This window comes from Allobosea sp., assembly GCF_048595345.1.
GTDB lineage: Bacteria > Pseudomonadota > Alphaproteobacteria > Rhizobiales > Beijerinckiaceae > Allobosea.
Genome location: NZ_JBMDWH010000015.1, coordinates 1 through 12,868, shown reverse-complemented (window position 1 = coordinate 12,868; position 12,868 = coordinate 1). Strand labels below are relative to the sequence as shown.

The 12,868-nt window shown below is 67.7% G+C and carries 13 protein-coding genes; 7 read left to right on the top strand and 6 right to left on the bottom strand.

The features are described 5' to 3' along the window. Nucleotides 1-806, bottom strand: an 806-nt coding sequence (locus ACOJTB_RS01970) for a glycine--tRNA ligase subunit alpha (RefSeq protein ID WP_420100837.1), incomplete at its 3' end; no start/stop codon positions are given. 288 nt (nucleotides 807-1,094) lie between these two features. On the opposite strand from ACOJTB_RS01970, the gene ACOJTB_RS01965 reads away from it, so the two are divergent. Both ACOJTB_RS01965 and ACOJTB_RS01960 read left to right on the top strand, forming a co-directional pair. Continuing rightward, nucleotides 1,095-1,364 carry a hypothetical protein gene (locus tag ACOJTB_RS01965; protein WP_420100836.1) on the top strand — a complete coding sequence of 90 codons (270 nt, stop codon included), beginning with the start codon at nucleotides 1,095-1,097 and terminating at the stop codon, nucleotides 1,362-1,364. A gap of 149 nt (nucleotides 1,365-1,513) precedes the next feature. Then, entirely contained in the window at nucleotides 1,514-1,813 is a 300-nt protein-coding gene (locus ACOJTB_RS01960) for a hypothetical protein (protein WP_420100835.1), read from the top strand. Here the strand turns inward: ACOJTB_RS01960 and ACOJTB_RS01955 are convergent. Together ACOJTB_RS01955 and ACOJTB_RS01950 are read right to left on the bottom strand one after the other, a co-directional pair. Next, nucleotides 1,804-2,583 (bottom strand): tRNA1(Val) (adenine(37)-N6)-methyltransferase, encoded by a 780-nt coding sequence (locus ACOJTB_RS01955; RefSeq protein ID WP_420100834.1) that lies wholly within the window; start codon nucleotides 2,581-2,583, stop codon nucleotides 1,804-1,806. The two genes, ACOJTB_RS01960 and ACOJTB_RS01955, sit on opposite strands and share 10 nt — an antisense overlap. Continuing rightward, complete coding sequence (locus ACOJTB_RS01950; RefSeq protein WP_420100833.1) at nucleotides 2,576-2,800, bottom strand: putative signal transducing protein; 225 nt, start codon at nucleotides 2,798-2,800, stop codon at nucleotides 2,576-2,578. The genes ACOJTB_RS01955 and ACOJTB_RS01950 overlap by 8 nt, the downstream gene beginning before the upstream one ends. Nucleotides 2,801-2,948: 148 nt before the next feature. Between ACOJTB_RS01950 and ACOJTB_RS01945 the strand changes: the two genes are divergently transcribed. Next, nucleotides 2,949-3,965, top strand: coding sequence for a polyprenyl synthetase family protein (locus tag ACOJTB_RS01945; protein ID WP_420100832.1), 1,017 nt, complete (start codon nucleotides 2,949-2,951; stop codon nucleotides 3,963-3,965). 23 nt (nucleotides 3,966-3,988) lie between these two features. Here ACOJTB_RS01945 and ACOJTB_RS01940 read toward each other — a convergent pair whose 3' ends face one another. The 3 genes from ACOJTB_RS01940 to ACOJTB_RS01930 form a co-directional block, all read right to left on the bottom strand. Then, a complete protein-coding gene (locus tag ACOJTB_RS01940) occupies nucleotides 3,989-4,891 on the bottom strand; it encodes a 4-(cytidine 5'-diphospho)-2-C-methyl-D-erythritol kinase (RefSeq protein ID WP_420100831.1) in 903 nt (300 codons plus the stop codon). A 42-nt stretch (nucleotides 4,892-4,933) separates the two neighbouring features. Beyond that, a complete protein-coding gene (locus tag ACOJTB_RS01935) occupies nucleotides 4,934-6,724 on the bottom strand; it encodes a tetratricopeptide repeat protein (RefSeq protein WP_420100830.1) in 1,791 nt (596 codons plus the stop codon). 517 nt (nucleotides 6,725-7,241) lie between these two features. Next, a complete protein-coding gene (locus tag ACOJTB_RS01930; protein ID WP_420100829.1) occupies nucleotides 7,242-8,921 on the bottom strand; it encodes an electron transfer flavoprotein-ubiquinone oxidoreductase in 1,680 nt (559 codons plus the stop codon). 301 nt (nucleotides 8,922-9,222) lie between these two features. Here ACOJTB_RS01930 and ACOJTB_RS01925 point away from each other — a divergent pair, with 301 nt between their 5' ends. The 4 genes from ACOJTB_RS01925 to ACOJTB_RS01910 all read left to right on the top strand — a co-directional run. After that, nucleotides 9,223-10,053 (top strand): uracil-DNA glycosylase, encoded by an 831-nt coding sequence (locus ACOJTB_RS01925; RefSeq protein ID WP_420100828.1) that lies wholly within the window; start codon nucleotides 9,223-9,225, stop codon nucleotides 10,051-10,053. 330 nt (nucleotides 10,054-10,383) lie between these two features. Beyond that, nucleotides 10,384-11,271 carry a KPN_02809 family neutral zinc metallopeptidase gene (gene ypfJ / locus ACOJTB_RS01920; RefSeq protein ID WP_420100827.1) on the top strand — a complete coding sequence of 296 codons (888 nt, stop codon included), beginning with the start codon at nucleotides 10,384-10,386 and terminating at the stop codon, nucleotides 11,269-11,271. Nucleotides 11,272-11,470: 199 nt separating this feature from the next. Then, complete coding sequence (locus ACOJTB_RS01915) at nucleotides 11,471-11,893, top strand: tripartite tricarboxylate transporter TctB family protein (RefSeq protein ID WP_420100826.1); 423 nt, start codon at nucleotides 11,471-11,473, stop codon at nucleotides 11,891-11,893. Beyond that, the coding region (locus tag ACOJTB_RS01910) for a tripartite tricarboxylate transporter permease (RefSeq protein WP_420100825.1) at nucleotides 11,893-12,868 on the top strand (976 nt) is incomplete at its 3' end. The genes ACOJTB_RS01915 and ACOJTB_RS01910, both read left to right, overlap by 1 nt.

The window sequence follows — 12,868 nt, the reverse complement described above, 5'->3', positions numbered from 1 at the left end:
GCGTCGAGCAGGTTGAAGATGTGGCTGGCCTTGATGCACTGGTCATAGGCCGGCAAGGACATGAGATGACGCGGGTCATTGGAGCCCGGCTGCGCTTCGCCGGCGGCGAGCAACGCCTTGCACTCGGCTTCCGCATCCGAGAAGTGCCGGAACAGCGTCTCGGTGTTGGCGTGCTCGAAATTGTGCCGGGAGTATTCCTGCTCGGCCTGCAGGAAGACGTCGCCATAGGAAATCCGGTCCTCGCCGTCGAGGCCATTGAAGTTGAGGTCGTAGACGTTCTCCACGCCCTGGACATACATGGCGAGACGCTCGAGCCCATAGGTCAGCTCGCCCGCGACCGGAGCGCATTCGACGCCCGCGACCTGCTGGAAATAGGTGAACTGGCTGACCTCCATGCCGTCGCACCAGCACTCCCAGCCGAGGCCCCAGGCGCCGAGCGTCGGGCTTTCCCAATCATCCTCGACGAAGCGGACATCATGCAGCGCGAGGTCGACGCCGATGGCGCGCAGCGAGTCGAGATAGAGCTGCTGCAAATCCGGCGGCGACGGCTTCAGGATGACCTGGAACTGGTAATAGTGCTGCAGCCGGTTGGGGTTCTCGCCATAGCGGCCGTCCTTGGGGCGGCGCGAGGGCTGGACATAGGCCGCCTTCCAATGCTTCGGCCCCAGCGCGCGCAGCGTAGTCGCCGGGTGGAAGGTGCCGGCGCCGACTTCCATGTCGTAAGGCTGCAGCACCACGCAACCTCGCTCGGCCCAGAAGCGCTGCAGCGTCAGCAGCAGCCCCTGGAAGGAGCGGGTCGGGTCCATCGCCGGCGAAGCGGCGGGCGAGAGCTGAGCGAGGGCGGACAAGGGCGAAAAGCCTTCCGAAAACGCGGTGTGGATGGGGTTGCGTGTTAGGGTTCGGGCCGCGCAGGGTCAAGCAGCCAGAGCGCAGCCGCGCCGCGCGAGGAGCGGGCAGCGACGCGCCCGAGCGCGCGATGAAGGCTCGATGAACGGGCCGGTATCGGATCGTTCAGCTTCTCCCCGATAAAAGCCGAGACTGGGACGATCGTTTTCGGCAGGGATGCCGATTCTCGACCAAGGAGGACACAACAGATGGTTCGTTCGATGCTCCTGAGCCTCGCCGTCGCCGGCGGCCTCGGCGGTGCCGCGCTGGTGGCGGCTCCGGCTTCCGCCGCGCCGCTCGGGCCGGCGGCTCCCGCCGCCCTCGCCGAGCAGGGTCTCGTGCAGCAGGCGCAGTATTATTACGGCCCGCCGCGCTATTACCGGCCGCGCCCCGTCTACCGGCCGCGCTGCTGGTGGGCCGACCGGCGGGTGTGGAATGGCTGGCGCTGGGTAGTCCGCCCGGTGCGGGTCTGCCGCTGATGCGGTCCGGCGCCCGCCTCGGCGGGCGCCGATGAAGGATGGCTGAACGGCGCGCTCCTGTGCCGTTCAGATTTCAGGCGGTATAGTCAGAATCACAGATGGCGTTCGATCCGACGGCAGGGCCGCCGGCGCCAATTTCGGAGGATCCGATGGTCCGGACCACGCTTTTCGCACTCGCGGCCGCAGGCGGCCTGGCTCTGGCCGCCGTGCCCGCTTCAGCCTCGCCCCTCTCCGGCGACGCCGCCGCTGCGGCTGCCGCCGTGATCGGCGAGACTTTCGCCCAGCCGGCGCAGTTCTATTACGGCCCGCCGCCCCCGCCGCCCTATTACGGCCCCCGGCCCTATTACGCCCCGCGCCCCTATTACCGCCGGCCTTATTATGCCCGGCCGTATTATGCGCCGCCTCCGCCGCCCCCGCCGCCGGTCTATTACGGCCCGCGCTACTGGTAAGCCGGCAGGCCGTCCCGGCCGCGATGCACCGCATCGCTGGCCGGGGTCAGGCGCCCATCGGGACCGTTGAGAACGAAAGCCGGCAGCAGCTCTGCCGGCTTTTTGCTGTTCAGCACGGCGGTGACGATCACCCGCAGCGCCGGCTTGTCCGCGAAGGCGTGAACGGGGCGGATCGTCGTTGCGCCGAAACCCGTCGCTAGCCCGGCGAGCAGCTCGGGCAGCGCCTGCGCGCGATGGATCACCGCCAGATGGCCGCCGGGAGCGAGCAGCCGCCGCGCCGCTTTCAGCCAAGGCGCCAGCGCGCCCTCCGCGACATGGGCGGCAGCCCGGTTGGCGACCGGCGAACGACGGGTGGAGCCGGCGGGATAGAAGGGCGGGTTCATCACGACGGCGGTGAAGCTGCCCGGTTCCAGCCCTGCGCGCCTCCATTCGGAGGCGGGTGCCGAGACGTCCTGCGCGATGACGTTCGCGCGATCGGAGAGGTCGTTGGCGGCGATGTTTCCCACGGCCAGAGCAGCCAGATCCGGGTCCCGCTCCAGCAACGTCACGCGCAATCGCGGCTGAGTGAGAGCGGCCGCGAGCCCGACCGTGCCGACCCCCGCGCCGATATCGATCAGCCGCCCTTCGCCCAGTTCGGGAAGAGCGGCGGCGAGCAGGATCGCGTCGCTCCCGGCCCGATGGCCCTTGCGCGGCTGGGATAGGACGAGCCGCCCGTCCAGCAGCCTGTCCGTGACGATCTCGCCCAGAGCGCCGCCAGGAGCCTCACTCATTGCGCAGTTCCGCGCCGTAGCCGGCATCCCGCAGCAGAGCGCGGGCGCGGCGGCTGTCCTGCTCGCGCACCAGCAGGCGGCGCGGGAAGGCGCCGATCATGCCCTCCAGCGCGCTGATGTGTTGGTCGGCGACCATGGAGTCGATCGAGGCGGAGGCCAGCAGCGCTTCGATGGCGCCGAGCAGGATGAGATCATTGGTCCGCAGGAGTTCGTGCATGCGGGCATGGAGCCCGAGCGCCCGCGTCCATGCAAGGGGCCGCGTGCGGCGGGCGAGGCTGCGACGTCGCGGGGCTGGCGTCCCGGGCGCGGGATGTGGCATGGCTGTGGCGCGCCAGCTGGCGCACAACCTTGGCCGGAGTCGTCCCGTGGGTGTCGTCGTATCGTTTGAAGAGCGCGAAAAGAGCCAGCCCGGCATCGAGCCGCTGGTCGCGCTCACACGCGAGGCCATGGAGCGCGTCAATACGATGATCCTGTCTCGGACCGGCTCCGAGGTGACGATGATCCCGGAGGTCGCCAACCATCTGATCTCGTCGGGCGGCAAGCGGCTGCGCCCGATGCTGACGCTGGCGATGGCGGATCTGTGCGGCTATCGCGGCGATGGGCACGTCAAGCTCGCGGCCTCGGTCGAGTTCATGCACACCGCCACGCTGCTGCATGACGATGTCGTGGACGAGAGCGACATGCGGCGCGGCAAAGCGGCGGCGCGCATGCTCTGGGGCAACGAGGCGAGCGTCCTCGTCGGCGATTTCCTGCTCGGCCAGGCGTTCCGCATGATGGTCGAGGTCGGCTCCCTGCGCGCGCTCGACATTCTCTCCACGGCCGCGGCCGTCATCGCCGAGGGCGAGGTGTTGCAGCTCTCGGTCGCCAAGAACACCGAGACGACCGAGGATGAATATCTCGCCGTCATTCGCGGCAAGACGGCGGAGCTCTTCGCCGCCGCCTGCGAGGTCGGGCCGGTGATCGCCGGCTCCTCCAAGGCCAATGAGGCGGCCTGCCGCAGCTACGGGCTCAATCTCGGCATCGCTTTCCAGCTCATCGACGACGCGCTGGACTATGGCGGCGTCGCCGCCAAGCTCGGCAAGAACACCGGAGACGATTTCCGCGAGGGCAAGATCACCCTGCCGGTGGTGCTCTCCTTCCGCCGCGGCTCGGACGAGGAGCGCGCCTTCTGGAAGCGCACGCTGCAGGAGGGACAGATCGGCGATGGCGATCTCGAACAGGCCCAGGCGCTGATGCGCAAGCATGCGGCGCTGCAGGACACGATCGAGCGCGCCAAGCACTATGCCAAGATGGCCAAGGACGCGCTCGGTCTCTTCCCCGCCTCGCCGATGAAGCAGGCGCTGAACGACGCGGTCGATTTCTGCGTCGCGCGAGCGCATTGACCAGCGGCCGGAAGCGGTCTGTTTCAGCGCAACAGCGTCGGGGCGATCCACCAGTCGCGATGGCTGCGGGCGAGATCACGGGCGGCCGCGCGGCTCGCGGCCCTTTCGCCGAACAGCGCGAAACAGGTCGCGCCCGAGCCTGACATGCGCGCGAGGCGGCAACCGGGGAGCGCGCGAAGGGTCTCGATCACATGGGCAATGACCGGCGCGACCGTCATGGCCGGCGGTTCGAGATCGTTGCGCGAGGCGGCGAGCGCCGCGAGCAAGCGCTCCGGCGTGGCCGGCTGAGCCTCTCCTGCCGCCAAGGTGCGGGTCGTCCCGCCAGGTGTGGCTTCCCCGCCCGGCATGGTGCCGGCAGCAAGACCCAGCGCCCTGAACACCGCCGGGGTCTCGACCGGCACGCCGGGATTGACCAGCAGCGCCGGCATGGCCGGCAGCCTGAGGACGGGGCCGAGGCGTTCGCCGACACCGCTCATCAGCCTTGCCCGTGACTCCAGGCAGACCGTCACATCCGCGCCAATGCCGGCCGCGACCCGCCTCAGCTCCGGTGCCGACGGCGCGACATGGTTCAGCCGGGCGAGCAGGCGCAGCGCCGCCGCAGCATCCGCCGAACCGCCGCCGATCCCGGAGGCGACCGGCAGGCGCTTGACGAGGTGGAAGGCCCCGGCCCGCGCGCCGGGAAACGCAGCGAGAAAGGCGCGGGCGGCGCGCAGCACGAGATTGTCGTCGCCCGTGCCAAGGCCCGCCGCGCGCGGACCAGACAGGCTCAGCCCTAGCGGCTGGCCGGGAGCGAGCGACAGTTCATCCGCGATTCCGGCGAAGGCGACGAGGCTGTCGAGCTCGTGATAGCCATCGGCGCGGCGACCGAGCACCAGAAGGTCGAGATTGACCTTGGCGCGGGCGCGGGTGGTCAGGGAAACGGGCATGACGACGCGAGAACCAGCGGCAGGCCCGCCGCGACCTTGACCTCAGCCGCCATCCTTCTGCGGCTCGCTGGGCTTGGGCTCGCTGCCGGCATCCGCGGAAGGTGCCTCGTCCAGACCGCGCTCGATCTTGCGCAGGATCTTGGGCAGGTCCTCCGGCTCCGGGTTGAGATCGCGAGCGTAAGTCCACTGGAACTTCGCCTCGAGCTTGCGCCCCACGCGCCAATAGGCATCGCCGAGATGGTCGTTGATCACGGAGTCGGACGGGCGCAGATCGACGGCGCGCTCGATCTCGCGCGCAGCCTCCTCATAGCGGCCGAGGCGGTAATAGGCCCAGCCGAGGGAGTCGATGATGTAGCCGTCGCGAGGCCTGAGTTCGACAGCGCGGCGCAGCATGTCGAGCGCCTCGTCGAGCTTGAGGTGCTTGTCGACCAGCGAATAGCCGAGATAATTCAGCACCAGCGCCCGCTCGCGGCCGAGCGGATCGGGCAGCAGCTCCAGCGCCTTGCGCAGATCGGCCTCGGCATCGGCCCAGCGATCGGTACGCTCGCGGGCGATGCCGCGGAAATAGAACAGATCCCAGTTGGCGCGACCCGGCGAGGCGAGCTTGGCGATCGCCTTGTCATAGGTCTCGGACGCCTTCTGGAACTCCTTGCGGGAGCGATAGATGTTGCCCAGCGCAGCCAGCGCATCGACGTCGTCCGGCCGTTCGGCGATGACGCGGTCGAGATGCTTCACAGCCTCGTCGTGCTTGCCGAGGTTTTCCAGCGCCAACCCTGCCTGGATCTCGGCATTGGGACGCAGCGGCGAGGTGAGCGGCATCTTGTCGTAGACCGCGACGGCATCTTCCGGCTGGCGCGAGCGCTCGAGAATGTCGCCCAGGGTCAGGATGGCGAGGTCGTGGCTGGGATCGAGAAAGATCGCCATGCGCAGATAGAGCAGCGCGGCGGCCTCGTCGCCCTGGCGGTTGCCGGCGCTGGCGAGTCCGTAGAGGACCTCGGCCGCGCCCTGCTGGGCGTTGGCGATCTGGCGCGGCGGCGCCTCCTTCTTCGCGACGAGCGCCATGCCCTCGCGGATGATCGGATGGTTGGGCAGCAGCCGGTCGAACTCGGCATAGGTCGCGGCCGCGCCAGCGAAATCGCCTTGGCGGGCCTGGAAGCGGGCCCACAGATCGACGAGGCGCAGCGTCGTCCGCTCGGCATCATAGGCCGATTTCAGGCGCTTTTCGGCATCGGCCCTGCGGGCCGCCGCATCGAGGATGAGGCCGGCATGATAGTCGCGAAAAAGATTGTAGGAGGGCTCGCCCTTCAGCCGCTCCAGCGTCTCGATCGCACGCTTGGGGTTGTTGGAGCCGAGGTAGGACCAGGCCGATAGAAGCGTCGCGGTGATGTCGGCCGCACGCCCGCGGCCTCCGCGCTGGAGATGATTGCGGGCGGTGCCATAGCTCTTCTGCTTGATCGAGCGCACACCGATGACGAGCTGAGCGAGGCCGTTGCTGGGGTCGACGCGAATCAGCCGGTCGGCGGCGCGGAACGCATCCGGCATCGCGCCATCGGCGAGGAAGGCGACGAAGGCGCGCTCCAGCAATTCGTTGTTCTGCGGGTCTTCCTTCACCGCCTCGCGCAGATAGATCGAGGCCGCGCCCAGATCGCGCCCGGCGCCGGCGACGATGGCGGCGAGATAATTGCCCTCCAGGCTGTCGCCCGGCTCCAGCCCCTCGGAGGAGCGCGGCGTCGCGCCCTGCGCCACCGCCGAGACGGGCAAAGTGAGAATCACGGAGAGAGCGGCAGCCGTGCCCGCGGCACGGAGCTTGTTGAAAAACGTCACTTTCGCCATTCTCCCTCGGTCCGCCGCCCGCTTGCTGCAGTGGCCGTCGCCATGACATCGGACCGTGACCGCTCGCCTATGCGGCCAAGATGGCCGTTTCCGGGCGAACCGGCAAGCGCGGCACCGATCGATGGCCCGCTTTCGTAGCGGGCGCGCAACACAGCGCGAAAACCCGCTCGACGGCATGAGACCCGCCACGAATCGGGCGGCGAATCTGGTCCTCATGGCCCTATAGCTGATTGCGCCTGCCGTCCGGCGGGATTCACATTTTCGGGGGTTTCACCATGAAGAAGATCGTCCTCAGCGTCGCCGCCATCGCGCTCCTCGCCGGCTTCGTCGGCGGCTGCGCCAAGACCGAAGAGAAGCCCGTCGCGAAGGTCGTCCGCAAGGGCTGATCTCGCTCCGGCGCAACGCCAAAGGGCGCGCCGCGAGGCGCGCCCTTTTTCATTTCCCAATACCGCCCTCATCCGAGGAGCCGCGAAGCGGCATCTCAGGATGAGGCTCAGATGATCTGCAACCCTCGGGATCACATATTGGCGTAGCCTGGCCCGCCGCCACCCTCCGGCACCGTCCAGGTAATGTTCTGTGCCGGGTCCTTGATGTCGCAGGTCTTACAGTGGACGCAGTTCTGCGCGTTGATCACGAAGCGCGGATTGGTCTTCGCCTCGGCGTTCTCATAGACCACCTCGTAGACGCCCGCAGGGCAATAGAGCCGGGCCGGCTCGCCATAGAGCGGCAGGTTCTGCGCGATCGGGATCGAAGGATCGGTCAGCTTCAGATGCGCCGGCTGGTCCTCCTCGTGATTGGTCGAGGAGAGGAAGACCGAGGAGAGCTTGTCGAAGGAGAGCTTCCCGTCCGGCTTCGGATAGACGATCGGGGTCACCTCCGAGAGCTTCTTCAGCGTCGCGTAATCCGGCTTGCCGTGCTTCAGCGTGCCGAAGGGCGACCAGCCGAAGAGCTGGTTCAGCCACATATCGACGCCGCCGAGCGCGATGCCGGCGAGCGTGCCGAATTTCGACCAGAGCGGCTTGACGTTCCGGACGCGCTTCAGGTCCTGCCCGATCGCGCTGTCGCGCCATTCGGTCTCGATCTCGACGACCTCGTCGTGGGCCCGGCCGGCCTGCAGCGCGGGGACGAGCTTTTCAGCCGCCAGCATGCCGGAGAGCACGGCGTTGTGGCTGCCCTTGATGCGCGGGACATTGACGAAGCCGGCCGAGCAGCCGATCAGCGCTCCGCCCGGGAAGGTGAGCTTCGGCACCGACTGGAAACCACCCTCGGTGATGGCGCGCGAGCCGTAGGAGATGCGCTTGCCGCCCTCGAAAGTGTCGCGGATCAGCGGATGGGTCTTGAAGCGCTGGAACTCGTCGAAAGGCGAGAGCGTCGGATTCTCGTAGTTCAGGTGGACGACGAAGCCGACGGCTACGAGATGATCGTCGAAATGATAGAGGAAGGAGCCGCCGCCGGTCTTGTTGTCGAGCGGCCAGCCGAAGGAATGCTGGACGCGGCCCTTGTGGAACTTCTCCGGCTTGACCTGCCAGATCTCCTTGAGGCCGATGCCGTATTTCTGCGGCTCACGCCCCTCGTCCAGTGCGAATTTGCGGATCGCAATCTTGGAGAGCGAGCCGCGCGCGCCCTCGCCCAGCAGCGTGTAGCGGCCGCGCAGCTCCATACCGCGGGTGAAGCGCTCGGAGACCGTGCCGTCCTTGGCGATGCCCATGTCGCCGGTGGCGATGCCGGCGACCGAGCCGTCCTCGTTGAACAGCAGCTCGGCGGCGGCGAAGCCGGGATAGATCTCGACGCCCAGCGCCTCGGCGCGGCCGGCCAGGAACTTCGCCACCAGCCCGAGTGAGCCGACGAAATTGCCGTGATTGTTCATCAAAGAGGGCATGCCGATATTCGGCAGGCGGATGCCGTTCGGCTCGGTGAGGAAATAGAACAGGTCCTCCTCGACCGCGGTGGTCAGGGGACGGTCGGGATCCTCGCGCCAGTCCGGCAGCAGCCGGTCGAGGCCGACGGGGTCGATCACCGCGCCCGACAGGATATGCGCGCCGACCTCGGCGCCCTTCTCCACGACGACGACGGAAAGAGCTTCGTCGAGCTGCTTCAGACGGATCGCGGCGGCGAGGCCGGCAGGGCCGGCGCCGACGATCACGACGTCGTAATCCATGCTCTCGCGCGGTTCGCTCTGCGCTTCCTTCAGATCCATACCGTCCTCCGCCTGCCGATCTTGGCCGAATGCCGATCTTGGCCGCACGCATAGTTTATATATAAACTATCTTGACCCGACTTCAACGACCGGCCGAGCGCACCCTGGAAACCCTCTATCCAAGCCAAGGCTGCATTTTGCAACCGCATCGCCGCCCAGCGAGCAAAACGGCGCAAATGTGCCGCCACGCGACGAGCCTGGCAAAGTCCGGGGCGTGGTTGGATCCTCCCCAAATGGGCCCGCGCAGATCCGTCGGCGACAAGCTTGTCGCAGAGGCGCACGCGACGATGTAAAAGGCCGCATGAGCCTTTCCGATGTCAGCGGGCGCGACGAGCTCGACCCTTTCAAGCTGCTCGCCTGGTATGCCGAGGCCGGCGTCACCGAGGCGCTGGACGACGAGCCGCACGATCATTTCGCCGAAGCCCCGCCGCCGATGCCGATGCGCCGCCCGCTGCCGGCGCAGGGCGGCTCCGCGCCGCTACGGCCGGCCCCCGCACGGGCTCTGCCGGCGGCGGCTGCGGCCCCCGACGACGCCGCCCTCACCGCCCGGGCGATGGCGCGCGAAGCCCGCACGCTGGAGGAGTTGCGCGAGGCGATAAGCAAATTCGAGGGCTGCGCGCTCAAGGCCACCGCCAAGACTCTCGTCTTCGCAGACGGCAATCCGGAGGGGCGGGTGATGATAGTCGGCGAGGCTCCGGGCGCGGACGAGGACCGGCTCGGCCTGCCCTTCGTCGGGCGCTCCGGCCAGTTGCTGGACAGGATGCTGGCCGCGATCGGGCTCTCGCGCCAGAACGACGTCTATATCGCCAATCTCCTGCCCTGGTGCCCGCCAGGCAATCGCACGCCGACCCCGCAGGAGGTCGCCATCTGCCTGCCCTTCATCCAGCGGCAGATCGAGCTCGCCGATCCCGAGATCCTGATCAGCGTCGGCGGCCCCTCGGCGCAGGGGCTGCTCGGCTTCAAGGGCATCCTCGCCTCGCGCGGGAAATGGGTCGAATACGATACCGGCTCCAAGCGCATCCGCGCGATGGCGACGCTCCATCCGGCCTATCTGCTGCGCCAGCCCTTGCAGAAGCGGCTGGCCTGGCGGGATCTGAGAGCGCTGAAGGCGGCGCTGGAGGAGAAGGGATAGCGTCGTCCAGCCGCCATGCCGCGCCGTCGCGCCGATGAATGGCCCGCGTTCCCGAAGCGGTGCGCGGCCCAGTTCCTGTCATGCTCGCCCTTGTGGCGAGCATCCACGTCTTGAACACCGCTTTGCATCGATGAAGACGTGGATGGTCGGGACAAGCCCGACCATGACGGAGAACCTCGGTTCCGGTTCCCGGGCCAAGGGCCTTGGGCCCCCGTCAGGGAATGGCGCTCCCCCGCCCCGGAACCGCCACCCTCCCGCCACGTTCACACACCGCTTGAGTTCCGGTCTGCGGTTCGCAACAGTGCCGCGACGATTTCGGGGGCTTCACCCATGCAGTGGCAAGATTATCGCCAGTCCGACAATCTCGAGGACCGGCGCGGCGACAGCGGCGGCGGCGGCTTCGCCGGCATGCCCGGCGGGCGCGGCGGCATCGGCATCGGCACCATGGTCGTGCTGGGTCTCATCGGCTGGGCGCTCGGCATCGATCCGCGCCTGCTGATCGGCGGGGCCGAGATGATCGGCGGCATCGGCGGGCGCGAGCAGACCCAGGAGACACGGCGCTCGGCCGGCCCGCCGCAGGACGAGATGGGCCGCTTCGTGTCGGCGGTGCTAGCGCAGAACGAGGACGTCTGGACCAAGCTGCTGCCGCAGCAGGGCAACACTCGCTATCAGCCGCCGCAGCTGGTGCTGTTCTCCGGCATCAACCGCTCCGGCTGCGGCGTCGCGCAATCGGCGATGGGCCCGTTCTACTGCCCCAACGACCGCAAGGTCTATCTCGACACCTCGTTCTTCCAGGAGATGCAGCGCAAGCTCGGCGGCGGCGGCGACTTCGCCTATGCCTATGTGATCGCGCATGAGGTCGGCCATCACATCCAGAACCTGCTCGGCATCCTGCCCAAGGCCAACCAGCTGCGCGAACGCTCCTCCGAGCGCGAATCAAACGCCATCTCGGTGCGGATCGAATTGCAGGCCGACTGCTTCGCCGGCGTCTGGGGCCACAACATCCAGGCGATGGGCCGGCTCGATCAGGGCGACATCGAGGAGGCGATGCGCACCGCCTCCGCCATCGGCGACGACAAGCTGCAGAAGGCGGCGCAGGGCGTCGTGGTGCCGGATTCCTTCACGCACGGCTCTTCGGCCCAGCGGACGAAGTGGTTCAATATCGGCTTCCAGTCCGGCTCGCTGCAATCCTGCGACACTTTCAGGAACCAGATCTGAGCGGCCTTTCGATGGATCCCGGGGCAGGCCCGGGATGACGCGGTGATTCTCCGAGCATCGTCCCGCCTCATCACGCCGGCGGGACGACGTCCGCCGCGGTCCACCTCGCCCCATTGAACCGATCTATTGCGCCCACTTGGCGCAATGATTTTTTGCGCTTAACAATCCTCGGCAATAAATAACAATCGCGGGGCCGGGGATGCTCAATCAGAATGTCGCGCGGGGCGCCTTCCTGGCGCTGGTCGCGCTGTTTTTCGCAGCCAACGCATTGCGTTATCCCATCGGCACCTTCGCCCATGCCGGTCCGGGCCTCTTCCCCCTGATGATCTGCGTGCCGCTGCTGATCATCGCCGGGGCGATGGTCGTGCAGGCGCGGCTGGCCGAGCCGGTGCCGCTCCAGTTCAACCCCCGGAACATCGCCCTGATCATGGCGAGCCTGATCGGCTTCGTGCTGGCGTCGGAATACGTCAACGTCACGCTCGGGATCGTGGTGCTGGTCTTCGTCGCAGGCCTTGCCGCCAACACCTATTCCTGGGTGCGCAACATCAAGATCGCCATCGGACTCATCGCGGTTGCGTTCGTCTTCCAGCGCTTCCTCGGCCTGAACCTGAGGCTCTTCTGATGGAGGTCCTCAACAACCTGGCCTTCGGCTTCAGCCACGCGCTCACACCCGAGAACCTGCTTTATTGCGCCATCGGCTGCGTCGTCGGCACGCTGGTCGGCCTGTTGCCGGGCCTGGGCCCGCTGGCGACGATCAGCCTCCTGCTGCCGCTGACCTATTCGATCCCGACCGGCGGGGCGCTGATCATGCTCGCCGGCATCTATTACGGCGCCCAATATGGCGACAGCGTCAGCGCGATCACGATGAAGATCCCGCATGCCTCCTCGATCGTCGCCTGCATCGACGGCTACCAGATGACGCTCAAGGGCAAGACGGGTCTCGCCCTGTTCACCGCCGGTGTCTCCAGCTTCATCGGCGGCACCGTCGCGATCGTGGTGCTGGCTTCGCTCGCGCCCACGCTCGGCGCCGTGGCACTGAAATTCGGGCCGACCGATTATTGCGCGCTGATGCTGTTCGGCTTCGTCTGCGTCAGCTTCGTCACCACGGGCAGCCTGCTCAACGGCATGGCAATGTGCCTGCTCGGGGTACTGCTCGGTCAGGTCGGCACCGACCTCGAGACCGGCCTCGAACGCTTCACCATGGGGCTGCCCTCGCTGATCGACGGGGTGAGCTTGGTGAGCCTGGCGCTCGGCTGCTTCGGCATCGCCGAGATCACCAAGAATCTCGACGCCAAGGAGGAGCGCACGCCCTTCAACGGCGCGATCAAGCTCATGCCCACCTGGCCCGAGTTCAAGCGCATCATTCCCAGCGCCTTGCGGGGCTCGGTCGTCGGTTCGCTCCTCGGCATCCTGCCCGGCGGCGGGCCGGTGATCGCCCAGTTCGCGGCCTATGGCCTCGACAAGAAGGTCAGCAAATACAAGGACGAGATCGGCTCCGGAGCGATCGAGGGTGTCGCCGGTCAGGCGGCGGCGGACGAGGCGGCGGCGCGCACCAGCTTCATCCCGCTGATGAGCATCGGCATCCCCGAGAACGCGG